Genomic DNA, 23,986 nt, shown 5'->3' on the forward strand with positions numbered 1-23,986 from the left:
TCCGCCCGGGCTCGTCAGTTCGCCGGGGTCCCGGCCGCCGGCGGCGGGGCCACCGTCGTCGACCCCGTCGGCTCGTTCCCCGGCACGGGCGGCTGCGTCGTGGCCTCGCCGGTGGGCTTCCCGCCCCCCGCCGACGGGGAGGAACCGGCCGACGGGGTCGCGCTCGGACTCGCCGAGGGCGAAGCCGTACCCGGGCCGGTACCAGGGGTGCCGCTCGGCTCCCGGCTCGGCCGCGTCGTCGCCGGGGCCGAGGCGCCGCCGGACGGCGTGGCCTCCGGAGCGCGCCTGTCGCCCGGGCCCGGCCGCTCCGGCGGAGCGTCCTGCGGCTGGGAGGACTTGGGCGCCACCGAGCCGCCGAAGGAGGTGCCGTTGCCGGACTCGCCCTTGACCGTCGCCGACACCGGCTGCCCGGTCGCCAGTTCGAACGCCACGATCGGCGTCATCGCCAGCACGAACACCAGCCCGGACACCACCGCGTAGGTCTTCCAGGTCCACCGCCGGCGCGCCCGCACCACCTGCGGCTCGCTCCACTCCGCGGTGATCACCGAAGGCCGCGGCGGCGCTTCGTGCTCCGCCGGCACCTGGCGCAGCGTGTTCGCGGTCTGGATCGGCCCCCGGTCCACCGCGTCGCGCAGTTGCTCGCCGGTCCGCCTGAAGACGTGCTGGAGCACAGCGCCGCCAGTGGTGGCCCCGACACTCACCACCGCGGCGCCCATGATCGTCCCGTACACGCCCAGTTCGGAGGCCAACAGCGCGCCCACCACGGCGGCCAGCGCACCCGCCGCGACCTGAGCCACACTCAGATCGATCCGCTTGCGCTCCTCCTTGCCGCCCTCCTCGGCGGGGCTCAGCTCCGACATCAACATCCCTCGGTCCGTACGACTGTTCCTCGAACAAGCCACTCCATCTTGCCCAAAGAAGGACACAAGGGACGAAAATGCGGTTCTGCGCGCCTGGATTGTGTGAAGATGATCACCGTTCACCCACTGGTGGTCCGCCATCGGGGGAGCGCGCTCTTGAGATTCCCGTGAATCGCGGGAGACTTGAGCGGCGAGCCGCCCCTTTGGATGCCACGAATGGAGTACTGTTCGTAAAGCCTGAGCCTTGGGTCGACTTGTCGACTGCTTCTACACCGGCAGCTTGACGAGGAGCCACGGAACAGGCACGCACGGCGACGCCGGGTCCCGGATCGTCGCGAACACTCCGCGTGCGAGGACGGCCGGGACACCCAGGCGCGACGTCGACGGATGGCGTGGCAAAAAGGCAACCGTGCCACAGCGGCGTGGCGGGGCGTAAGCCCGACACGCCGGGGAACTCAGCAAGGTTGTGGCCAGTCGCGAGCGGGCAGGCCACACTCAGTACGGGAGCAGCGACGCAGGTGACGTCGGCAGGCACCACCCGGGAGGTAACCGTGCCCGAACTGCGGGTTGTGGCCGTCAGCAACGACGGCACACGGCTGGTGCTCAAGGCTGCCGACAGCACGGAGTACACCCTCCCCATCGACGAGCGGCTGCGCGCCGCCATCCGCGGCGACCGGCCGCGCCTCGGCCAGATCGAGATCGAGGTCGAGAGCCATCTGCGCCCCCGGGACATCCAGGCCCGGATACGAGCCGGTGCCTCCGCCGAGGAGGTCGCCCAGGCCGCCGGGATCTCCGTCGACCGCGTCCGTCGCTTCGAGGGTCCGGTCCTCGCCGAGCGCGCCTTCATGGCCGAGCGCGCCCGCAAGACCGCCATCCGCCGCAACGGCGAGTCCCCGGGCCCGCAGCTCGGCGAGGCCGTCGCCGAGCGGCTCGCGCTGCGCGGCGCCGAGAAGGACACCGAGCGCTGGGACTCCTGGCGCCGCGACGACGGCACCTGGGAGGTCATCCTCTCCTACCGGGCCGACGGCGAGGGCCGCAGCGCCTCGTGGACGTACGACCCGCCCCGGCGCCTGGTCCAGCCCAACGACGACGAGGCCCGCGCGCTGATCGGCGAGAACGTCGAGCGCGAGGAGGAGTCGATCTTCCCGTTCATCCCGCGGATCGCCCGGCTCCCCCAGGACCGGCCACCCCGCCCGATGATCGACCGGCCCTCGGCCGACCGCATCATGTCGGCCCGCGAGGTCCGCGAATCGCGGGAGGCCACCGCCGAGTCCCGGGACTCGCTGACCAGCCTGCTCGACGTGGTCCCCGCCTTCCGCGGCGACCTCGCCGTCGGCAGCCCCGCCCCGATCGAGCCGGTGCCCGCCGAGGTCGCCGAGGAGAGCGAGGAGCCGGCCGCGGCCGCCGCCCCGGCGGTCGGCGCGGGTTCGGCCTACGCCGACATCCTGATGCCGCGCGCCGTCGCCCCGCACCGCGAGCGCCTGGTCGGCACCACCGACCGGCAGGCCGAGGCGGACGGCGTCCGGCCCGGGCGCCGGGCCACCGTGCCCAGCTGGGACGAGATCGTCTTCGGCAGCCGGCGCAAGAAGCAGGAGTAGTACCGATGCCGAAGGGCGGGAGGCCGGGCCTCCCGCCCTTCGGCGTTCCCGGACTCAGCCCGGCTGGTCGGTGACCGCCACCGGGCGGCCCGGGTCGCTCGACCACTCGCTCCACGACCCCGGGTACAGCGTGGCCGGCAGACCCGCCACCTCCAGCGCCAGGATCTGGTGCGCCGCCGTCACCCCCGAGCCGCAGTACACCGCGGTCTCCCGCTCCCCCGCGCCCAGCGCCCGGAACCGGGCCGCCAGCTCGGCCGCCGGACGGAACCGCCCGTCCGGGCCCACGTTCTCGGCCGTCGGCGCCGACACCGCGCCGGGGACGTGCCCGGCCCGCGGGTCCACCGGCTCCGTCTCGCCCCGGTAGCGCTCCCCCGACCGGGCGTCCAGCAGCAGACCGCCGCGCGCCCAGGCCGCGGCGCCGTCCGCGTCCACCGTCGGCAGCCGGCCGGGCACCGGCTTGAAGTCGCCCTCCGCGGGCTCCGGCAGCTCGGCCGTCACCGTCAGCCCCGCCGCCTGCCAGGCCGCGAAGCCGCCGTCCAGCACCCGGACGTCCCGGTGCCCGGCCCAGCGCAGCAGCCACCAGGCGCGGGCCGCCGCCATCGAGGCCGCGCCGTCGTACACCACGACCGGGCGCTCGGCGCTCACCCCGAAGCCGCGCATCGCCGCGCCGAACTCCTCCGGATCCGGCAGCGGGTGGCGCCCGCCCCGGCCGGGGGCACCGGGCGGGGCCGCGAGGTCCCGGTCCAGCTCGACGAAGTGGGCGCCGGGCAGGTGCCCGGCCCGGTACTCCTCGGCCGCGGTCGGGCCGCCCGGCGCGGCACCGACCAGCTGGTAGCGCACGTCCAGCAGCACCGGCGGACGGGCGGAGGCGAGCGCCTCCGCCAGCTCGACCGCGGAGATCAGCGGGGAACCGTCGTTGTAGGTGGTCATGGCGGCCATTGTCGCGCAGCACCGCCGACCCGCCGCTCTTTGTGCGGACTTTGCCGGATTTTCCGCGCGGCCCGAGGGTTGGGCGCCCGCCAGGGTGGAAGCATCACCCTCGCGCCCGAGGTTTCCGTGCGCCAACCACCCACGAGGAGGCCCGCATTGCCCGCGGTGGAACTCCGACTGGCCCAGGGCACGCCCTGCTGGGTCAGCCTGCTGACCGACGACCTGGCCGGCGCCCGCGCCTTCTACGGCGTACTGCTCGGCTGGACGTACACCCCAGGACCCGGCCAGCTCGGCGACTACGTCCGGGCCGAACTCGACGGGGCGCCGGTCGCCGGCCTCGGCCTCTCCACCGCCACCGGCTTCCCGGTGCAGTGGACCACCTACTTCGCCGTGGACGACGCCGACCGCACCACCCAGCTGGTCCGCGAATGCGGAGGCACCGTCGCCGTCGGGCCGCTGCAGGCCGAGCGCGCCGGCCGGATGGCCATCGCCTCCGACGTGTCCGGCGCCGTCTTCGGCCTCTGGCAGGGCGAGGAGCACCTCGGCCGGGAAGCCGGCACCGAGCACGGCGGACCGACCTGGGCCGAACTGCTCACCCCCGACACCGAGGGCGCCGCCGTCTTCTACGCCACCGTACTCGACCGACCGGTCCGGCCCGGTGCGGACGAGAGCGCGCTGCTCGTACACGGCCGGGCGGTCGCCGGCATCCGGCACCGCGCCGACCTGCGCGGCCACCCGCCGCGCTGGCGCACCCACTTCGCCGTCCGGGACGCCGACCTGACCGCCCGTCACGCTGTGGAGCTCGGCGGCCGGATCCTGGTCGAGCCGCACGACACCACCCGCGGCCGCGCCGCCCGGCTGGCCGACCCGCAGGGCGGGCACTTCTCGGTGCTGCAGACCTTCGGTTAGGCCTGCTCTCGGTCAGGTCTGCAGCCTTGGTCAGGCCTGCAGAGGCCCGGCCAGGCCTGCGGCGCCGGTCAGGCCTGCGGCGCCGGTCAGGCCTGCTGCTCCTCGAAGGGCAGCACGTCCGGGGAGAGCACCGAAGCGCGGGCCGTCGCGGCGGTCAGCCGGCGGCGGTGGTGGCGGCGGCACAGCACCTCGTAGCCGACCTCGTCGTCGCGCACCGAGATGTCGCCGATCACCACCTGGGCGCCCTCGACCACCATCACCCCGCCGACCGTACGGGCGTTGTGGGTCGCCCGCGCCCCGCACCAGCACAGCGCCTCGACCTGCAGCACCTCCACCCGGTCGGCCAGTTCGATCAGCCGCTGCGAGCCCGGGAACAGCCGGGTGCGGAAGTCGGTGGTGATGCCGAAGGTGTAGACGTCGATGTCCAGCTCGTCCACCACCCGGGCCAGCTGGTCGACCTGCCCGGCGGAGAAGAACTGCGCCTCGTCACAGATCAGGTAGTCCACCCGGCCACCCGCCGAGAGCCGGTGCACCACGTGCGTGTGGAAGTCGAAGTCGTCGGTCACCTCGACCGCCTCGGCCTGCAGGCCCAGCCGGCTGGAGATCGTCGCGGTGCCCGCCCGGTCGTTGCGGGTGAGGATGACGCCCTGCCGGCCGCGCGCGGCGTGGTTGTGGTCCATCTGCAGCGCCAGCGTCGACTTGCCGCAGTCCATCGTGCCCGAGAAGAACACCAGTTCAGCCATGGGTGGAGCAGGGGCCTTTCAGATCAGGGGAGTTCGGACACGGATGAGTCAAGGGGGCGGCTCAGCCGCGGACTTCGAGCAGCGGCACGAACTGCTCGACCGGGGTCATCGAGCCGTGCAGGCCGATCATCGCGGATTCGCCGGGCTCGTTGCGGGAGGCGACGATCGCGATGTCGTCGCGCGCCGCGGCGACCACGTCGCCGATCCGGCCGTACACCCGCTCGTCCACGGCCGGGCCGAACCAGCCCGCCGCGACCGCCTGGTCCCGGGTGGCGACCCACATCCGGTCGCCCAGCACCTCGCTCCAGACCGTGTGCACGTCGGCCGCGGCCCCCGGCACCGCGTACACGTGCCGGGCCCGGCCCTCACCGCCGAGCAGGGCCACGCCGGCGCCCAGCTCCCAGTCCTCGTCGAAGTCGATCCGGTCCTCCGGCGCGATGTCGATCATGCCGTGGTCGGCCGTCACGTACATCGCCGAACGCGGCGGCAGCTGCTCGGCCAGCCGGCGGGCCAGCCGGTCCACCGCGTCCAGCGTCATCCGCCACTCGTCGGAGTCCACCCCGAAACGGTGGCCCGCGCCGTCCAGCTCGCTGACGTATGTGTACACCAGCGCCCGGTCGTGCTCGGCCAGCCAGGAGGCCGCCAGGTCCATCCGCTCCTCGCCGGTGGTGCGGCCGAGGAAGGTGCCGCCGGACAGCGCCACCCGGGTCAGCGGGGTCTGCGCGAACAGCGGGGACGAGACCTGCGCGGTCGCCACCCCGGCCTGGTGCGTCCGCTCGAAGACCGTCGGGTACGGCTGCCAGGCGTGCGGCTCGGTCGGCGGCTGCCAGCGCAGCTGGTTCATCAGGTAGCCGGCGCCCGGCACCGCCACCGTGTACCCGGCCAGGCCGTGCAGGCCCGGCGGCGTCCCGGTGCCGACCGAGGCCAGCGAGGTCGCCGTGGTGGACGGGAAGCCCGCGGTCAGCGGACGGCCGCTGCCGCCCAGCGAGCTCCCGGCCAGCGAGGACAGGAACGGCGCGTACTCGGGGTGGCGAAGCAGCAGCTCCCAACCCAGGCCGTCCACCAGGAACACCACCACCCGGTCCGCCGGGGCGATGGGCAGCGTCGCGGTGAACCCGGGAACGCCGAGCCCCGCCGCCACCGAGGGCAGCAGGTCGCACAGCGAACCGCTGCCGTACGGGGGCGCGGGGGCCGCGGCCGGGTCAAGGATCTCGAAGGCGTCGTAGCCGTCGGCAGGAACGAAGGACATGGAACCGGATTCGTAGCGTTCGGTGGCGGCGATCAGACCCGCGGGCCGTTGTCGATCGTCGCGTCGGACAGTGCCCGGGCGAACACCAGCGCCTGGGCCACCGTCTCCGGGCCGTCACCGGCCTCACTCACCCGCAGCGAGAGATCGTCGGCGGTCGCCGAGCCCGTGTAGCCGTGGTCCGCCTCGCAGTTCGGGTCCGAGCAGCCGGCCGGCTCCAGGTCCAGGCGCTGCACCGCGCCCCAGCCGATCGTCAGCACGACCTCGCGCGGAAGCGTCCCCGGCGTGTACGTCTCCGGGTTCGCCACCATCCGGCTCACCACGACCGAGCCGATCCGGTCCAGCCGGACGCTCTCCGTCGAGGTCGTCGCGAACGGCACCGAGGGGCTGCCCTCGGCCCCGGACTGCTCGTCGGTGTGGCTCACCACGAACCGGGTCGGGGTCAGCACCAGCACCGTCACGTGCCGGCGAACCTCGTTGGCGTCGAAGGTCGTCTCCTGGTGCACCAGGTAGGAGCCGATCGGCTCCGGGCCCACCGCGGACTCGACCGCCTCGGACACCAGGGCTGGGTAGTAGCCGCTGCGCTCGATCGCCGAGCGCAGGTCCTGAGTGGTGGTGGTACCGGTCTTCGCCATATCTCCATCCTGGCATGGTCCGCCGACGAAGCGGGCGGCACGGCGCCGAGCTTCGGACAACAGCGCCCGGGCAGGGCGCAACCAAGGAAGGTTACAGCGTGCTCATCGCGCGCGGGCCCAGATCGCTGCGGACCGGCAGGGGCGCGACCCGCACCCGCGCCCCCAGGATCGCCAGCCCGTGCGGGGCCACGACCACGGGTTCGAGATCCACCGAGGCGATCTCCGGGACGTCGTCCACCAGCTGCGACACCCTGAGCAGCAATTCCTCCAGGGCCGCGGTGTCCACCGCCTCCGCGCCGCGCCAGCCGAACAGCAGCGGCGCGGCCCGCACCTCCCGGATCAGCCCGGCGACGTCCTGGTCGGTGGCCGGAACCAGTCGGTGCGCCGTGTCGCCCAGCAGTTCGGCCGGTGCGCCTGCCAGGCCGAAGGACAGGATCGCCCCGACCGCCGGGTCCACCGTGGCGCCGATCACGGTGTCCACACCGCGCGGCGCCATCCGCTGCACCACCAGCTCGGCCTGCGCGGCGCCGCCGAGCAGCGCGTCCAACTCGCGGTGGGCGCGGCGCAGGCCCGGCTCGTCGGTCAGGTCCAGCCGGACGCTGCCCAGGTCGGGGCGGTGGCGCAGGTGCGGGGCGGTCGCCTTCAGAGCCACCGGGTAGCCGAGCGAGGCCGCCGCCGCGACGGCCGTCTCCTCGTCCGGGGCCGGCCGCGTCGACGAGACGTCGATGCCGTAGCGGACCAGCAGGTCGCGGGCCTCGGCGTCGGACAGGGTGATCCGGGCGCCGCCGGGCTGGGTGCGCGCGGCGATCGCGGTTCGGGTACTCAGCGCCGCCGCCACCAGGGTGCGGGCGCCGGGCTCGTCGATCCGGTCCAGCTCGGGGACGCGCGCGGTCTCCTCCGCCTCGGCCGTCCGGCGGCGCCACTGCGCGTAGTGGACGGCGTTGGCGAGGGCGTGCACGGCCCGCTCGGGCGCCGCGTACGCGGGGATGCCGCCGGGGCGCAGCCGGACCGGCAGGTCGGTCAGTGCCAGGTGGGCGAGCACCAGCGGCTTGCCCAACTCCTGGGCACGCTGACCGGCTTCGAGCAGGGCGGCGGCGATCTCCGGGTCGTCGGAACCCATCGCGGGGTCGTCCTCGCCGGTCAGCCGGCCGCCCATGAAGGCGTGCGCCGAGGTGCCGATCGGCGGGATGGCGACGGCGATCACCGCGTCCACGGCGGGGTCGGCGAGGGCGACGTCGAGCGCGATCCGGAAGTTCTCGCCGGTCGCGGCGGTGGTCAGGTCGACGGGGGTCCGCGGGCGCAGGCCCGCGCCCAGCAGGGCGTCGTAGGTGAGCAGGCCGAGCGAGTCCGAGTTGCCGACCACCGCGACCCGGTCCCCCGGCGGCAGCGGCTGCAGGGCCAGCAGCTCGCCGGTGTCGTACAGCTCGGTGATGGTCGCGACCCTGATGACGCCCGCCTGTTCGAACAGCGCGTCGACGGTCGCGTCGCGCAGGCCGGTGGCGGTGGCCGGGACGGCGTGGCCGGGCGGCAGGCTGCCGGTGTGCCGGGCGCCCTTGACCACCACGATCGGCTTGGCGGCGGCCAGGCGGCGGGCGATCCGGGTGAACTTGCGCGGGTTGCCGAAGGACTCCAGGTACAGCAGGACGACCCGGGTGGCCTCGTCCTCGGCCCAGTACTGCAGGAAGTCGTTGCCGGAGACGTCGGCGCGGTTGCCCACCGAGGCGAAGGAGGAGACGCCGAGGCCGCGCTTGTGGGCGGCCTCCAGCAGGGCCACGCCGATCGCGCCGGACTGGCAGAAGATCCCGAAGCCGCCGCGGCCGGGCAGGCGCGGCGCGAGCGAGGCGTTCAGCGGGTTCGCCGGGTCGGTGTTGATCAGGCCGAAGGCGTTCGGGCCGATCACCCGCATCCCTGCCGCGCGGGCCTGGCGGACCAGGGCGCGCTGCCGGTCCCGGCCTTCCGGACCGGTCTCCGCGTAGCCGGCGGTGACCACCACCAGGCCCTGCACGCCGTGGGCACCGCACTCGGCGACGGCGGCCGGGACGGCGCCCTCGGGGACGGCGATCACCGCGAGGTCCACCGGCCCGGGGATGTCCAGAACCGAACGGTGCACCGGGATGCCGTCCAGCTCGGTGCCGGGCGGGGCGTTGCGGTTCACCGCGTAGACCGGGCACTCGGTCGGGGCGCCGCCCAGCAGGTCGCGCAGGATCGCCCGCCCGACCGTCTGCGGGGTGCGGGAGACCCCGATCACCGCGACCGAGCGCGGGGTGAGCAGCCGCTGCACCGAGCGCGCCTCGGCGCGGTGCTCGCGGGCACGCATCACGGCGAGCGAGCGGTCGGTCTGTTCGAGGCTGAACTCCAGGTGCACCACGCCGTCGGCGAAGCTGCGGCGCTGGGTGTAGCCGGCGTCGGTGAAGACCTTCACCATCTTCCGGTTCTCCGGCAGCACCTCGGCCTGGAAGCGGCGGATGCCGCGCTCCTGCGCGACGGCCGCGATGTGCTCCAGCAGTGCCGAGGCCACGCCGCGGCCCTGGTGGGCGTCCTGCACGAGGAAGGCCACCTCGGCGTCGGTCCCGGTGGCGGACGGGCGGCCCTCGGCGTCGATCCGGTCGTACCGGACGGTGGCGATGAAGTCGTCCCGGATGACGACCGCGAGGCCGACCCGGTTCACGAAGTCGTGGTGGGTGAAGCGGCGGACGTCCTTGGCGGAGAGCCGGGGATAAGGAGCGAAGAAACGGAAGTACTTGGACTGGTCCGAGACCTGCTCGTAGAACTCCACGAGGCGCCCTGCGTCGGCGGGCGTGATCGGCCGGATCCGGGCCGTGCCACCGTCGCGCAGCAGGATGTCGGCTTCCCAGTGCTGCGGATAGTCCGGTTGCTGCTCGGGGTTCGGCACCGCGGAGTCGTCCACATTCGTCAGGTTATCCGGCGGCGGGCCGGATGGCGCCGGGTGCGTGCTCACGGCAGGGCGGACAGGACCAGTGGCCGGGGTTTATGCCCCGAAAAGAAACAATCACAAGTCCTGAACGCAGCGGCCCGCAGGGGTTGCCTGCGTGCGACACTGGTCTAGACAACACGGCCGCTTCCCCCGCTCCCCGAGCACGGCCGTGACCAGCTTCACCGGAAAGGCACGTCTCATGGCCGAGCGCCGCGTCACCATCGGTTGGGCCGAGGGCCTGCACGCCCGTCCCGCCTCCGTCTTCGTCCGGGCCGTGACGGCCACCGGCGTGCCGATCACCATCGCCAAGCCCGGCGGCAACCCGGTCAACGCCGCCTCCATGCTCGGCCTCCTCGCCCTGGGCGCCCAGGGCGGCGACGAGGTCATCCTGGCCTCCGACGCAGCCGACGCCGACGACGCGCTCGACCGCCTCGCCAAGCTCGTCCAGGAGGGCCTCGACGAGCTCCCCGCCGCGGCCTGAGGCCTCGCAACCGCCCGATCGGGGTGTCGCCGGACTCCCGGCGGCACCCCGATCTGCTGTGGTCGGCCCTTCGCCCGTCGAGGTCAGCCCTTGACGCAGACGACCTGCTTGAGGTGCGCGACCACCTCGACGAGGTCCTTCTGCTGCTCGATGACCTTCTCGATGTTCTTGTAGGCGCCCGGGATCTCGTCCACCACGCCGCTGTCCTTGCGGCACTCCACGCCCGCGGTCTGCTCGGCCAGGTCCCGCGTGGTGAACCGCTTCTTCGCGGCGTTACGGCTCATCTTGCGGCCGGCGCCGTGCGAGGCGGAGTTGAACGACGCCTTGTTGCCCAGGCCGCGGACGATGTAGGAGCCCGTCCCCATCGACCCCGGGATGATCCCGAAGTCACCGGAGCCGGCCCGGATCGCGCCCTTGCGGGTCACGAGCAGGTCGACGCCGTCGTACCGCTCCTCCGCCACGTAGTTGTGGTGGCAGCTGATGACCTCGTCGAAGGTGACCTTCGCCTTCGCGAACTCACGCCGGACGACGTCCTGGAAGAGCGCCATCATCACCGCTCGGTTGTTCTTGGCGTACTCCTGCGCCCAGAACAGGTCCTGGCGGTAGGCGGCCATCTCCGAGGTCTTCGCGAGGAAGACCGCGAGGTCGTGGTCGACCAGGCCCTGGTTGTGCGGCAGCGAGCGGGCGACGCCCATGTGGTGCTCCGCCAGCTCCTTGCCGATGTTTCGGGATCCGGAGTGCAGCATCAGCCAGACCACACCAGTCGTATCAACACATACTTCTATGAAGTGATTTCCCCCGCCGAGCGTGGCCATCTGCTGCATCGCCCGCTCGCGGCGCCACTTGACGTCCTCCGCGATGTCGTCGAAGCGCTGCCAGAAGTCGTCCCAGCCCGCCGCCCGGAAGCCGTCCAGCTTCGCCGGGTCGACCGGGTCGGTGTGCAGGCCGCGGCCGACCGGGATGGTCTGCTCGATCTTGCTGCGCAGGCCGGACAGGTCGTCCGGGAGGTCCTTGGCGGTGAGCGAGGTCTTCACCGCGCTCATCCCGCAGCCGATGTCGACGCCGACCGCCGCCGGGCAGACCGCGCCCTTCATGGCGATGACGGAGCCGACCGTCGCGCCCTTGCCCAGGTGGACGTCGGGCATCACGGCGAGGCCGTGCAGCCACGGCAGGGAGCTGATGTTGCGCAGCTGCTGCAGGGCCTGGCTCTCGACCGTCGCCGGATCGGTCCACATCCGGATCGGGACCCGGACGCCGGGTACCTCGGTGTACGTCATCGCTGAACGACCTCCATGGGTCGGGTGGTTCACGAGAAATGGGGTGCCGCGCGAAAGGATCCCGGCGGGGCTCGGGGAAGTTCAGGGGTGGGGCTCAGGCGCCCGGGGCGGCACAGAGGGAATGCGGCCTTGGGGAGCGTCGTCGTATGGCTCGCTCGACCCGCATGGTGACCGCCTCCCTTCGTTCGTCAGAGTTCGTACGTGTGTGCCGGGGGATATCTATCCACGGACCGGACGGGGCCCGCAAGGGATTTAAAAACGCGTTCGGCCCGGTGGAGCGGGTGCTCCACCGGGCCGGACGGAACCGCAGCGGTCGTCAGCTGACGACGGTGACCTCGCCGATGCCGAGCGCCCGCACGTCGTCGGCGATCGTGGCGGCGTCGCCGACCAGGACGGTGACCAGCCGGTCCGGCGGGAAGGCCGCGACGACCGCCTCGGTGGCGGCGGCGGTGGGCAGTTCGGCGAGCTGCCGGTAGACCTCGGCCTGGTAGTCGTCCGCCAGGTACTGCTCGACCTGGTCGGCCAGGGTGCCGGCCACCGAGCCCGCGGTCTCGTACTTCAACGGGGCGACGCCGACCAGGAACTGCACGGCCTCGTCGCGCTCGGCGTCGGTGAGGCCCTCGGCGGCGAGGGTGCGCAGGATCGTCCAGGTGTCGGCGAGCGCCGGGGCGGTGGAGGCGGTGTCCACCGAGCCGCTGATGGCGAGCAGCGAGCGCCCGCTGCCGTCGGCGGCGGAGCGCAGCGGCTGGGCGAAGGAGCGGACGCCGTAGGTGTAGCCCTTCTCCTCGCGCAGGACGCGGTCGAGGCGGGAGGTGAGGGTGCCGCCCAGGCAGTAGGTGCCGAGGGTCTGGGCGGCCCAGACCGGGTCGTGCCGGTCGGGGCCGATCCGGCCGATGAGCAGCTGGGTCTGGACGGAGCCGGGGCGGTCCACGATGACGACACGGCCGTGGTCGTCGCCGGCGACCGGGGCGTGGACGGAGGCCTCGGCGGCCGAGCCGGTCCAGGTGCCGAGGGTGCTCTCCAGGAGGGCGGGCAGGTCGACGCCGGTGAGGTCGCCGACCACGACGAGGGTGCTGGTCGCCGGGCGGACGTGGGCCTCGTAGAAGGCCTTGACGGCGGCGCGGTCGATCGACTTGACGGTGTCGGCGGTGCCGGCGCGGGGCCGGGAGAGCCGGTCGGCGGCGTCGAAGAGCTCGGCGTAGAGGGCCTTGGCGGCGCGCCGGGCGGGACTGGCCTGCTCGTGGACGATCTCGTCCAGGCGGTTGGCGACCAGGCGCTCGATCTCGGCCTCGGGCAGCGCGGGGGCGCGCAGGGCGTCGGCGAGCAGGGAGAGGCCGCGCTGGAGCCGGGAGGCGGGCACCTCCAGGGAGACCCGGATGCACGGGTGGTCGGCGTGCGCGTCCAGGGTGGCGCCGGCCCGCTCGAGTTCGCCGGCGAACTCCTCGGCGCTGAGGGTGTCGGTGCCTTCGCTGAGGGCGCGGGCGAGGATGGCGGCGATGCCGTCGAGGCCCTCGGGTTCGGCGGCGAGCGGGGCGTCGAGGAGGACCTCGACGGCGACCAGCTGCTGGCCGGGCCGGTGGCAGTGCAGGACGGTGATGCCGTTGCCGAGGGCGGTCCGCTCGGGGGCGGGGAAGGCCCACGGGCTGGGGGTGCCGGGCTGGGGCTGGGGGTGGAAGGTCATGGCGGGGACGTAGTCGGTGCTCATACGGCGGCACCCTCCTCTTCGGAAGCGGCGTCGGAGTCGGCGGCGGAGTCGGCGGCGGCGGTCTCGGCGGCGGAAGCGACGTCGGTCTCGGCGGCGGTCGGCTCGTAGACGAGGACGGCCCGGTTGTCGGGGTGGATCCGGGCCTTGGCGACGGCCTGGACCTCCTCGGCGGTGACGTCGAGGACCTTGGGGAGGGCGTCGTTGAGCAGCTTGGGGTCGCCGAACAGGACGGCGAAGCGGCAGAGTTCGTCGGCGCGGCCGGCGACGGTGGTCAGCCGGTCCAGCCACTCGCGCTCGATCTGGGCCTGGGCGCGCTCGAGTTCCTCGGCCGTGGGGCCCTCGGCGGCGAAGCGGGCGAGTTCCTCGTCGACGGCGGCGTCGATCTGCGCGATGGTGGCGTCGCCGGAGGTCTTGACGTCGAGCCAGCCGAGGCTGGGGGCGCCGGCCAGGCGCAGCAGGCCGAACCCGGCGGCGACGGCGGTGCGGTCGCGGCGGACGAGCCGGTTGTAGAGGCGGCTGGACTCGCCGCTGCCGAGGATGGTGAGGGCCAGGTCGGCGGCGTCGGCCTCGCGGGTGCCGTCGTGCGGGAGGCGGTAGGCAGCTGTCAGGGCGCGGGAGGGGACGTCCTCGTGGATCTCCTCGCGGATCTCGCGGCCGATGGTGTCCGGGAGTTCGCCGGAGCGCGGGGGCTGCTTGCCGTCGTGGGCGGGAATGGAGCCGAAGTACTTCTCGACCCAGGCGATGGTCTGCTCGGGGTCGATGTCGCCGACGACGGACAGGACGGCGTTGTTGGGCGCGTAGTAGGTGCGGAAGAACGTCCGGGCGTCCTCCAGCGTGGCCGCGTCGAGGTCCGCCATGGAGCCGATGGGCGTGTGGTGGTACGGGTGGCCGTCGGGGAACGAGAGGGCGGTGAGCTTCTCGAAGGCGGTGCCGTACGGGACGTTGTCGTAGCGCTGGCGGCGCTCGTTCTTGACGACGTCGCGCTGGTTCTCCATGGAGGTCTCGTCGAGCGCGGCGAGCAGCGAGCCCATGCGGTCGGCCTCCAGCCAGAGGGCGAGCTCCAGCTGGTGGGCGGGCATGGTCTCGAAGTAGTTGGTGCGCTCGAAGCTGGTGGTGCCGTTGAGCGAGCCGCCGGCGCCCTGGACCAGTTCGAAGTGGCCGTTGTTGGAGACGTTGGCGGAGCCCTGGAACATCAGGTGCTCGAAGAGATGGGCGAGGCCGGTGCGGCCCTTGACCTCGTGGCGGGAGCCCACGTCGTACCAGAGGCAGACGGCGGCGACCGGGGTGAGGTGGTCCTCGGAGAGGACGACGCGCAGCCCGTTGGCCAGGCGGTGCTCGGTGATGGCGATGCCTCGGCTGGAGGCGGGGGCCGGGTTGGCCATGCGCTCGGGTCCTTCCCGTCGTCGATGTCGGGGTTCGTGTGGCGTCCCCCATTGTGGTGCAACGTGCGGGAGCCGTGTTTGTGTCCGCGCGGACGGGGTCGTTCGCCAGGGGCGGAAGAGGGCCGCTGACCGGGAGTGTCGGCGCGAGGGTCCACAATGGGGGCGCCGTGCCCTGTCGACCACACCTGGTTGACGGGTTCGGCGTCAGGACGGCACCGGCCGACCGACGACCGACCTAGACACAGCCAGCGACACGTAAGGGAGCCCCGCCGCGATGGCCCGCCGCAGTTCGCAGACCCCGCCGCCCGGAGACTTCGAGGAGCGGATCCTCGACGTCGATGTCGTGGACGAGATGCAGGGCTCCTTCCTGGAGTACGCCTACTCGGTGATCTACTCGCGTGCGCTGCCCGACGCGCGGGACGGTCTGAAGCCGGTGCACCGCCGGATCCTGTACCAGGCCAACGAGATGGGCCTGCGCCCGGAGCGCGGGCACGTGAAGTGCGCGCGCCTGGTGGGCGAGGTGATGGGCCGGCTGCACCCGCACGGTGACGCGTCGATCTACGACTCCGTGGTGCGCATGGCCCAGCCGTTCTCGATGCGGCTGCCGCTGATCGACGGGCACGGCAACTTCGGTTCGCTGGGCAACGACGACCCGCCGGCCGCGATGCGTTACACCGAGTCGCGGCTGACCGCGGCGTCGATGGCGATGGTGGAGTCGATCCACGAGGACACCGTCGACTTCGGCCCGAACTACGACGGCAGCGAGCGGGAGCCGCTGGCGCTGCCGGCCGCGTTCCCGAACCTGCTGGTGAACGGTGCGACGGGCATCGCGGTGGGCATGGCGACGAACATGCCGCCGCACAACCTGTCCGAGGTGGTGGCGGCGGCCCGGCACCTGATCAAGCACCCGAACGCCGACCTGGACACGCTGATGCGGTTCGTCCCCGGTCCGGACCTGCCGACCGGCGGGCGGATCGTGGGCCTGTCGGGGATCCGGGACGCCTACGAGTCCGGCCGCGGCACCTTCAAGATCCGGGCGACGACGACGGTGGAGGCGGTGACGGCCCGCCGCAAGGGCATCGTGGTCACCGAGCTGCCGTACAACGTCGGCCCGGAGAAGGTCATCGCGAAGATCAAGGACCTGGTCAACGCGAAGAAGCTGCAGGGCATCGCGGACGTCAAGGACCTGACCGACCGCGAGCACGGGCTGCGGCTGGTGATCGAGGTCAAGAACGGCTTCGTGCCGGAGGCGCTGCTCGAGCAGCTCTACAAGCTGACGCCGATGGAGGAGACCTTCGGCATCAACAACGTGGCGCTGGTGGACGGGCAGCCGCTGACGCTGGGTCTGAAGGAGCTGCTGGAGGTCTACGTCGACCACCGCTTCACCGTGGTGCGCCGGCGCAGTGACTTCCGCCGCCGCAAGCGCGAGGAGCGGCTGCACCTGGTCGAGGGCCTGCTGGTGGCCCTGCTCGACATCGACGAGGTCATCGCGATCATCCGGTCGAGTGACAACGCGCAGCAGGCGAAGGAGCGCCTGATGGAGCGCTTCTCGCTGTCGGACACGCAGACGGCGTACATCCTGGACACCCCGCTGCGCCGGCTCACCCGGTTCGACCGGGTGGAGCTGGAGCAGGAGAAGGCGAAGCTGACCGCGGAGATCGCGGAGCTGACCGAGATCCTGGATTCGGACACCCGGCTGCGCAGCGTGGTGTCGTCCGAACTGGGCGCGGTGGCCAAGCAGTTCGGCACGGAGCGGCGGACGGTCCTGCTGGAGGCGGGGGCGGCTCCGTCGGCGGCGCTGGCGGTGCCGTTGGAGGTCGCGGACGACCCGTGCCGGGTGCTGCTGTCCTCGACCGGGCTGCTGGCGCGGACGGCGGACGGCGAGCCGTTCGAGCTGTCGGAGAAGCGGGCGAAGCACGACGTGATCGTGTCGGCGGTGCACGCGACGGCGCGTGCCGACGTGGGCGTGGTGACGTCCGCGGGCCGGGTGCTGCGGCTGCCGGTGATCGACCTGCCCGCGCTGCCGCCGACGCCGTCGCCGACGCTGGCGGGCGGGGCCGCGGTGGGCGAGTTCCTGCGGCTGGAGGCCGGGGAGCGGGTGCTGGCGCTGACCACGTTGGACGAGTCCTCGCCGGGGCTGGCGCTGGGCACCCTGCAGGGTGTGGTGAAGCGGGTGGTGCCCGAGTGGCCGGCGAACAAGGACGAGTTCGAGGTGATCGCCCTCAAGGAGGGTGACGAGCTGGTCGGCGCGATCGAACTGCGCACCGGTGAGGAGGACTTGGTCTTCATCACCTCGGACGCGCAGTTGCTGCGCTACCCGGCGGGCCAGGTCCGCCCGCAGGGCCGTCCGGCCGGCGGCATGGCGGGCGTCAAGCTGTCCGACGGGGCGCGGGTGCTGTCCTTCACGGCGGTGGACCCGGCCACCGACGCCGTGGTGGTCTCGGTCGCCACGACCTCCGGCACGCTGTCCGACGGCGAGCAGACGACCTGGAAGGTCACCGCGTTCGAGCAGTATCCGCGCAAGGGCCGCGCCACCGGCGGCGTCCGCTGCCAGCGCTTCCTGCGCGGCGAGGACGCCCTGGCCTTCGCCTGGGCCGGCGCCGCCCCGGCCCGCGCCGCCACCGCCAAGGGCGCCCCGGTCGACCTGCCCGACCGCGACCCCCGCCGCGACGGCTCCGGCATCCCGGTCACCACGCCCATCGCGGTGGTCGCCGGCCCGGCGTAGCGGCGCACGGGGGGAGGGATGCCGCGCGGGGTGTCCCTCCCTCCGCCGTTTCCGGGGCTCGACGGCCGCGGCAGACGGTGAGGGTAGCCTTGCCCGGGTGAGCACCTGTGCGACGTTGTCGCGTGAACTTTCGGAGCCGCTGGCCGCGACGGCGGCGGTGGCGAGCACCTGGCTGCTGGTGGAGCAGAACGGGCCGTGGGGTGCGAAGGCCCTGCGCGAGAGCCATCTGGACGCGGCGCTCGGTCAGGCGCTGGAGGAGGCCGCGGCGGGGACGGGCGTGCGGGTGGCGCTGATCCGGCGGCCGGGGCGGCACGCGGACTGCCTGCCGACGGCGCGGCACGAGGTGATCGTGGCGCACACGGTGCCGGGCCGCGGCTGGGTGCGCCGGGCGGGGGTGACGGACCCGGCGGAGCTGCTGGGGCTGGACTTCGCGGCGCTCGGCGCGGGTGACCACACGGGCTTCGGGGCGGAGCACGTCGGCGGCCCGGTGGCGCTGGTGTGCACCAACGGGCGGCGGGACCGCTGCTGCGCGCTGCTGGGCCGTCCACTCGCGGCGGAGCTGGCAGCGGCCGGGCACAGCGAGGTGTGGGAGGTGACCCACCTGGGCGGGCACCGTTTCTCCCCGACGATGCTGGTGCTGCCGTACGGCTACGCGTACGGACGGCTGACGGCGGAGAGCGCCAAGGAGGTGCTGGCGGCGACGGCGTCCGGGCACATGGTGCCGGCGTGGTCGCGCGGCTGCTCGGGCTGGGAGCGCCCGGGCCAGGCGGCCGAGCACGCGGTGCGGCTGGCGACCGGCGAGACCGGCGTGGACGCGCTGACGCTCAGCCAGCGGCCGGACGGCGCGGGCCGCTGGCTGGTGACGGTGCTGCACCAGGACGGCCGGGCCTGGGAGGTGGACGTGATCGAGTCGGCGAGCGAGCCGCCGCGTCCGGAGAGCTGCGGCAAGGCGGCGGGGACGCCGTCCCGCATGGACGTGCTGTCCGTGCGGGGGATCTGACGAGGAGCCTGACCAGGAGTCCGAAAATCGGCCCGACCCGGAGTCCGAAAAGTGGCCCGACAAGGGGTCTGACCAGGGTTCCGGCAAGGGGTCCGAGCGAACGAACAGCGGCCCCGCGCCCGTGGGGGTGAGCGCGGGACCGCGGCAGCAGGGGCTCAGCCGGTGGCCTTGCCGACGAACTCGGTGGTGTACGTCTTGGACAGGTCGATCGACCCTTCCTTGCCCTTGACGTCCGGGTGGAACGCCGCGAGCACCGAGAGCACGGTCTTCGGACCGTCGGCCGGCATCACGCCGTCCGTGGTGAACATCGGCAGCGTCGCCTTGATCGCCGCCGCGTACTGGTCGGCGCCGCCCTGCCCGTAGTCGGCGGGCATCTTCGCGGCGATCTCCTCGGGGGTGTGGGTGGACATCCACTTGAGGGTCTTCACGAAGGCGTTGGCGAGCTTCTGGGTGGTGTCCTTGTTCTTCTCCACCCAGTCGATGTTCATGTACAGCGAGGACGACGGGTACAGCCCGCCGAGCGCCTGGCGCGAGCCCTCGGGGGTGCGCATGTCGTAGAGGACCTTGCCGAGGCCCTTGTCCAGGATGGTGGCGACGGTCGGGTCCGTGGTCATCCCGGCGTCGATGCTGCCCTGTTGGAGCGCGGCGATGAAGGTCTGGCCGGCGCCGACCGCGATCGGGCTGAACTCGCTGACGGCGGTGCCGTTCTTGACCGCGAGGTACTTGGTGAGGAAGTCGGTCGAGGAGCCGAGGCTGGTGACGCCGAGCTTCCTGCCCTTGAAGTCGGCGCCGGACCTGACAGCGTCGGCCTGCTTGGTGGAGACCACCTCGACCTCGCCGGGCGCCTGGGCGAACTGCACCACGGACTCGACGTTCTTGCCCTTGGCCTGTAGGTCGATGGTGTGGTCGTAGAAGCCGACGGCGCCCTGGACGTCCCCGGCGAGCAGGGCGGTGGTGGCGTTGACGCCGGCGGGCTCGGTCATCAGCTCGACGTTGACGCCGGCCTCGGCGAAGTAGCCGAGCCGCTGGGTGAGCATCGCGGGCAGGTAGATGACCTTGTCCAGGCCGCCGACCATGATCTTGACCTTGGGCCCGTCGACCTGCTGCCCGGCCGGGGCGGCGACCGCTCCGTGGCCGGCGGTGGCGGCGTCGTTGGCGCAGGCGGAGAGCGGGAGGAGCAGGACGGCGGCGAGGGCGGCGGCAGCGGCTCTGCCGGTCGGGTTGGGGCGCATGGGTGGGGGGTGCCTCTCTCTTCTTGCCGGCGGGGGTGTCAGCGGCCGTCGCCCGCGTCGGCGGGCTTCCAGCGGAACAGCTTCTTCTCGGCGAAGGTCAGCAGCCCCTCGGTGAGCAGCGCGACGACGGCGAGGATGGTCATGGCGGCGTACACGCCGGCCGCGTTGAAGGTGCCCTGGGCGGCCGCGACGAGCAGGCCGAGGCCCTTGGTGGCGCCGATGTACTCGCCGACGATGGCGCCGATCAGCGCGAAGCCGAAGCTGACGTGCAGGCTGGTGAAGATCCAGGTGGTGGCGGCGGGGATGACCACCTGGAGGGTGACCTTGCGGTTGTCGGCGCCGAGGATGCGGGCGTTGGCGACGAGGTTGCGGTCCACCTCGCGGGCGCCCTGGAAGGCGTTGAAGAACACCGGGAAGAACACCAGCACCACGGCGGAGGCGACCTTGGAGGCCGGGCCGAGGCCGAACCAGATCAGGAAGATCGGCGCGAGCACGATGCGCGGGATGGCGTTGAGCACCTTGATGTACGGCCCGAACACGTCGGCCAGGAAGCGGATCCGGCCGAGCGCGATGCCCAGCAGCACACCACCGATGACGCCGATCACCCAGCCGGTGAGGGCCTCGTAGAGGGTGTAGCCGATCTGCTCGCCGAGCGAGCCCTGCGCGGTGCCGTGGGTGATCCACTGCCAGATCTGGTCCCAGATCTTCGACGGCTGCGAGAAGTTGAACGGGTCGATGACGTCCGTACGGGCGCAGACCTCCCAGAGCCCGAGGAAGGCGACCAGGACCGCCCCCCGGGCGCCGTAGACACCCAACTTCCGGTTGCGGGCGGCCCGTTCGCGGGCCTCGGTTCTCGTCGTGACGGCCGGGGACTTCCCGGCGACGGCGGACGCGGTCTCAAGCGGCACGACCCGCTCCTCTCTCCCGGGTGATGCGCACCTCTTCGCCGAGCGAGGCCCAGATCTCGCGGTACAGCTCGACGAACCTCGGTTCCAGCCGGACGGCCTCCACGCTGCGCGGTCGTGGCAGGTCGACGGTGAAGATCTCCTTGACGGTGGCCGGTCCGGCGGTCATGACGACGACCCGGTCGGCGAGCGCGATGGCCTCGTCCAGGTCGTGGGTGACGAAGACGACCGACGCCGCGCCCCTGGAGGAACTCGTGCCGGCCCACAGCTCCAGCAACTGGTCCGACATCAGGGCGCGGGTCTGCACGTCCAGCGCCGAGAACGGCTCGTCCATCAGCAGGATCGCCGGGTCGTTGACGAAGGTCTGGGCGAGCGCGACGCGCTTGCGCATGCCGCCGGACAGCTGGTGCGGGTAGCGGTCCTCGAAGGCGGCGAGGCCGACCCGGCCCAGCCAGTCCCGGGCCCGCTCCTTGGCCTCGGCGGCGGGCACGCCGCGGAAACGCGGGCCGGCCATGACATTGGACAGGACGGTGCGCCAGGGGAAGACGGCGTCCTGCTGGAAGACGAACCCGACCTTCGGGTCGATCCCGCTGACGGGCTCGCCGTACACCCGGACCTCGCCCTCGGTGGGCTCCTCCAGGCCGCTGACCAGGGTCAACGTGGTCGACTTGCCGCAGCCGGTGGGCCCGACAACGGCGACGAACTCGCCTTGGGCGACGGTGAGATCGAGATCGCGGACGGCGGTGTGCAGGGCCCCGGAGGGGGTGCGGAACCGTTTGGTCGCGCCGGTCAGCTCGATCGCCGGGGTTGTGCTCATTCGATCCTCCCGGGTCAGTGCTTGCCCCGGAAAGGTAGGAGCGGCCCCGGCCCCGGCGGGAGCCTTCTCCGCGTACTGCGACTTCTCCGCATAGAGGGGTGTTCTGCTCGTTTTGCTTCCGCTACAACTGCGGGGACGCGGCTGACAGAAACACGCCGGAAACGTAGGGTGTCCCGACCCCCGTGTCCCGCCCCTCCCGAGGACGCTCCCCACCCCGCAGAACCGCCCCGAGAACCACCCCCGCAGACCCGCCCCTGCGCCCCCACCCCCGCAGAACCGCCCGAAGCTGCCGAGAGGAGGCCCGGATGAAGCTCCCCCACTGGCCCCGCCGGGTCTTCGCCCAGCTGCTGCTGAGCCAGACCGTCGTCACCGTCGGTGTCACCACCGTGACCGCCGGGCTGTTCCTGGCCCCGGTCAGCAGCGAGCTGGACCACGACGCGATGCAGCGGGCGCTGTCGATCGCCCAGGCCACCGCCACCGACGAGACGATCGCCCGGGCCGCCGACACCCGCGACGTGGTCACCGCGCAGCGCAACGCCGAACAGATCCGCCTGGCCACCGGCGCCAGCTTCGTGGTGGTCACCGATCTGGACGGGATCCGGCTCTCGCACACCGACCCCGGCCGGATCGGCCACCGGGTCAGCACCGACCCGGAGCCGGCGCTGGGCGGCCGCAGCATCACCGCGATCCAGCAGGGCACCCTGGGCCGCACCGCGCGCGGCAAGGTGCCGCTGCGGATGACGGACGGCCGGATCGTCGGCGAGGTGTCGGTGGGCATCAGCGACGACTCGATCCGGCGCCGGTTGCTGAAGATGCTCACCGGGATCCTGCTGTGCGCGGGCGCCGGCCTGGCCGCCGGTACGGTCGCCACGCTCGCCCTGGCCCGTCGGCTCAAGCGCCGCACCCACAACATCGCGCTGGCCGACATCTCCGCGCTGCTGGTGGAGCGGGAGGCGATGCTGCACGGCATCCGCGAGGGCATGGTGGCGCTGGACGAGCGCGGCCGGATCCGGCTGGCCAACGACGAGGCGGTCCGACTGCTCGGCCTGCCCGAGGACTGCACCGGCCGCCCGATCGCCGAGGTGCTGCCGCCGGGCCGGCTGGCCGACGTGCTGACCGGGCGGATCACCGGCGCCGATCTGCCGGCCGTCCGGGACGACCGGGTGCTGGTGGTCAACCGGATGGCGACCCCCGAGCGGGGCGCGGTGGTCACACTGCGCGACCGCACCGAGCTGGAGTCGCTGGTCCGCGAACTGGACACCACCCGCAGCCTGACCGAGGCGCTGCGCGCCCAGGACCACGAGCACGCCAACCGGATGCACACCCTGCTGGGCCTACTGGAACTGGGCCGCCACGAGCAGGCGGTGGCGTTCATCTCGGAGCAGTCCGGCTCGCACGCCGTGGTCGCCGCCCGGATCGCCGAGCAGGTGCAGGATCCGCACGTCGCGGCGCTGCTGGCGGGCAAGACGGCGGTGGCGCAGGAGCGCGGGGTCCGGCTGGTGCTGGCCCCGGCGGCGCACCTGCCGGACGCGGTGGTGGACGCCCGGGCGCTGGTGACGGTGCTCGGCAATCTGATCGACAACGCGGTGGACGCGTTGACGCCGGGTGGGGGCGGCCGGGCGGAGGTGAGCCTGGCGGCGGCCGGCTCGACCCTTCTGCTGCAGGTCGCGGACAGCGGCCCGGGCGTGCCGGAGGAGCTGCGCGAGCAGGTCTTCGAGGAGGGGTGGACCAGCAAGGACGCACCCGCGCACCGTCCGCGCGGGCTGGGACTGGCGATGGTGCGGCGGCTGGTCGAACGGACCGGCGGCCGGATCGTGCTCGACGCCGGGCCGATGGGCGGCGCCCGGTTCACGGTCGAGCTGCCCGAGGCCCTGCTCACCGATCGGCTCGTGGAGGCCTGATGATCGACGTACTCGTGGTGGACGACGACTTCCGGGTCGCCGACGTGCACGCCGCGTACGTGGCCAAGGTGCCGGGCTTCCGGGTCACCGGCACCGCGCACTCGGCCGGGGAGGCGCTGGCCTCGCTGGAACGCCGCCCCGTGGACCTGCTGCTGCTCGACCACCACCTGCCCGACGAGACCGGCCTGGCCCTGGTGCGCCGGCTGCGGGAACGCCAGGTGGCCTGCGACGTGATGATGGTGACCGCCGCCCGGGACGTGTCGACGGTGCATGCCGCGATGCAGCACGGCGCGCTGCAGTACCTGGTCAAGCCGTTCACCTTCGCCGGGCTGCGGGACAAGCTGGCGGCGTACGCGCAGCTGCGGCACGCGCTGGCCGCACCGGCCCGGGAGGCCGGCCAGGACGAGGTGGACCGGCTGTTCGCGACCCTGCGCAGCGCCGCCGCCCCGGCCGGGACCCTGCCCAAGGGTCACTCGGCGCCGACCACCGACCTGGTGATGGGCGTGCTGCGCCGGGCGGGCCGGCCGCTGTCCGCCCAGGAGGTCGCCGACGCCACCGGGCTGAGCCGCTCCACGGCGCAGCGCTACCTCAAGCAGCTGGAACGGGACAGTCGGCTACGGCTGACCCTGCGGTACGGCGACACCGGCCGCCCGGAGCACCGCTACGGGCTGGCGGCTCGGGCGTAGCCCCGGTCCTGGCCGGGTG

Annotated in this window: 19 protein-coding genes; 7 read left to right on the forward strand and 12 right to left on the reverse strand. The window is 73.1% G+C overall.

Annotation, left to right across the window (positions count from 1 at the left end):
- Positions 1–14: 14 nt before the first annotated feature.
- On the reverse strand, positions 15–860 hold the full coding sequence (locus ACZ52J_RS29700) for a hypothetical protein (RefSeq protein ID WP_465623124.1): 846 nt from the start codon (positions 858–860) through the stop codon (positions 15–17).
- Between the two features lie 518 nt (positions 861–1,378).
- Here ACZ52J_RS29700 and sepH point away from each other — a divergent pair.
- Positions 1,379–2,458 (forward strand): septation protein SepH, encoded by a 1,080-nt coding sequence (gene sepH / locus ACZ52J_RS29705; RefSeq protein WP_465623126.1) that lies wholly within the window; start codon positions 1,379–1,381, stop codon positions 2,456–2,458.
- Between the two features lie 54 nt (positions 2,459–2,512).
- Here the strand turns inward: sepH and ACZ52J_RS29710 are convergent, their stop codons facing one another.
- Positions 2,513–3,388 (reverse strand): sulfurtransferase, encoded by an 876-nt coding sequence (locus ACZ52J_RS29710; protein ID WP_465623128.1) that lies wholly within the window; start codon positions 3,386–3,388, stop codon positions 2,513–2,515.
- A gap of 165 nt (positions 3,389–3,553) precedes the next feature.
- Between ACZ52J_RS29710 and ACZ52J_RS29715 the strand changes: the two genes are divergently transcribed.
- Positions 3,554–4,297: a VOC family protein gene (locus ACZ52J_RS29715; protein WP_465623239.1), complete on the forward strand. Its 744-nt coding sequence runs from the start codon at positions 3,554–3,556 to the stop codon at positions 4,295–4,297.
- A gap of 86 nt (positions 4,298–4,383) precedes the next feature.
- Here the strand turns inward: ACZ52J_RS29715 and ACZ52J_RS29720 are convergent, their stop codons facing one another.
- From ACZ52J_RS29720 to ACZ52J_RS29735, 4 genes are all read right to left on the reverse strand, one after another.
- Positions 4,384–5,040 carry a thymidine kinase gene (locus tag ACZ52J_RS29720; protein ID WP_360506051.1) on the reverse strand — a complete coding sequence of 219 codons (657 nt, stop codon included), beginning with the start codon at positions 5,038–5,040 and terminating at the stop codon, positions 4,384–4,386.
- Between the two features lie 61 nt (positions 5,041–5,101).
- Positions 5,102–6,289, reverse strand: a complete 1,188-nt coding sequence (locus ACZ52J_RS29725; protein ID WP_465623130.1) for an alkaline phosphatase family protein — start codon at positions 6,287–6,289, stop codon at positions 5,102–5,104.
- A gap of 32 nt (positions 6,290–6,321) precedes the next feature.
- Positions 6,322–6,921 (reverse strand): DUF5998 family protein, encoded by a 600-nt coding sequence (locus ACZ52J_RS29730; RefSeq protein ID WP_360506045.1) that lies wholly within the window; start codon positions 6,919–6,921, stop codon positions 6,322–6,324.
- Positions 6,922–7,012: 91 nt separating this feature from the next.
- Entirely contained in the window at positions 7,013–9,814 is a 2,802-nt protein-coding gene (locus ACZ52J_RS29735; protein WP_465623241.1) for a bifunctional acetate--CoA ligase family protein/GNAT family N-acetyltransferase, read from the reverse strand.
- Between the two features lie 241 nt (positions 9,815–10,055).
- On the opposite strand from ACZ52J_RS29735, the gene ACZ52J_RS29740 reads away from it, so the two are divergent.
- Positions 10,056–10,337 carry an HPr family phosphocarrier protein gene (locus tag ACZ52J_RS29740; protein WP_360506040.1) on the forward strand — a complete coding sequence of 94 codons (282 nt, stop codon included), beginning with the start codon at positions 10,056–10,058 and terminating at the stop codon, positions 10,335–10,337.
- A gap of 83 nt (positions 10,338–10,420) precedes the next feature.
- On the opposite strand, the gene ACZ52J_RS29745 is transcribed toward ACZ52J_RS29740, so the two are convergent.
- From ACZ52J_RS29745 to ACZ52J_RS29755, 3 genes are all read right to left on the reverse strand, one after another.
- The gene (locus ACZ52J_RS29745) at positions 10,421–11,614 is read right to left on the reverse strand and encodes an RtcB family protein (protein ID WP_465623133.1); all 1,194 of its coding nucleotides are present in this window, start codon (positions 11,612–11,614) and stop codon (positions 10,421–10,423) included.
- 316 nt (positions 11,615–11,930) lie between these two features.
- The gene (locus ACZ52J_RS29750) at positions 11,931–13,295 is read right to left on the reverse strand and encodes a M16 family metallopeptidase (RefSeq protein WP_360506092.1); all 1,365 of its coding nucleotides are present in this window, start codon (positions 13,293–13,295) and stop codon (positions 11,931–11,933) included.
- Between the two features lie 20 nt (positions 13,296–13,315).
- Positions 13,316–14,701 carry a M16 family metallopeptidase gene (locus tag ACZ52J_RS29755; RefSeq protein ID WP_465623135.1) on the reverse strand — a complete coding sequence of 462 codons (1,386 nt, stop codon included), beginning with the start codon at positions 14,699–14,701 and terminating at the stop codon, positions 13,316–13,318.
- A gap of 274 nt (positions 14,702–14,975) precedes the next feature.
- On the opposite strand from ACZ52J_RS29755, the gene ACZ52J_RS29760 reads away from it, so the two are divergent.
- Both ACZ52J_RS29760 and ACZ52J_RS29765 read left to right on the forward strand, forming a co-directional pair.
- Positions 14,976–17,426, forward strand: a complete 2,451-nt coding sequence (locus ACZ52J_RS29760) for a DNA gyrase/topoisomerase IV subunit A (protein WP_360506031.1) — start codon at positions 14,976–14,978, stop codon at positions 17,424–17,426.
- A 97-nt stretch (positions 17,427–17,523) separates the two neighbouring features.
- Positions 17,524–18,426, forward strand: coding sequence for a sucrase ferredoxin (locus ACZ52J_RS29765; RefSeq protein ID WP_465623137.1), 903 nt, complete (start codon positions 17,524–17,526; stop codon positions 18,424–18,426).
- 155 nt (positions 18,427–18,581) lie between these two features.
- Here ACZ52J_RS29765 and ACZ52J_RS29770 read toward each other — a convergent pair whose 3' ends face one another.
- From ACZ52J_RS29770 to ACZ52J_RS29780, 3 genes are read right to left on the reverse strand one after another with little or no spacing between them, the layout of a single operon-like run.
- The gene (locus tag ACZ52J_RS29770; protein ID WP_360506025.1) at positions 18,582–19,658 is read right to left on the reverse strand and encodes an ABC transporter substrate-binding protein; all 1,077 of its coding nucleotides are present in this window, start codon (positions 19,656–19,658) and stop codon (positions 18,582–18,584) included.
- 38 nt (positions 19,659–19,696) lie between these two features.
- Positions 19,697–20,566 (reverse strand): ABC transporter permease, encoded by an 870-nt coding sequence (locus ACZ52J_RS29775; RefSeq protein ID WP_465623140.1) that lies wholly within the window; start codon positions 20,564–20,566, stop codon positions 19,697–19,699.
- Positions 20,556–21,380: an ABC transporter ATP-binding protein gene (locus tag ACZ52J_RS29780; protein ID WP_360506020.1), complete on the reverse strand. Its 825-nt coding sequence runs from the start codon at positions 21,378–21,380 to the stop codon at positions 20,556–20,558. Before ACZ52J_RS29780 ends, ACZ52J_RS29775 begins: the two co-directional genes overlap by 11 nt.
- 305 nt (positions 21,381–21,685) lie before the next feature.
- Between ACZ52J_RS29780 and ACZ52J_RS29785 the strand changes: the two genes are divergently transcribed.
- Both ACZ52J_RS29785 and ACZ52J_RS29790 read left to right on the forward strand, forming a co-directional pair.
- Positions 21,686–23,281, forward strand: a complete 1,596-nt coding sequence (locus tag ACZ52J_RS29785; RefSeq protein WP_465623142.1) for an ATP-binding protein — start codon at positions 21,686–21,688, stop codon at positions 23,279–23,281.
- Positions 23,281–23,967: a response regulator gene (locus ACZ52J_RS29790; RefSeq protein WP_360506014.1), complete on the forward strand. Its 687-nt coding sequence runs from the start codon at positions 23,281–23,283 to the stop codon at positions 23,965–23,967. Before ACZ52J_RS29785 ends, ACZ52J_RS29790 begins: the two co-directional genes overlap by 1 nt.
- Positions 23,968–23,986 lie beyond the last annotated feature (19 nt).

The organism is Kitasatospora sp. NPDC034035, from assembly GCF_055575755.1.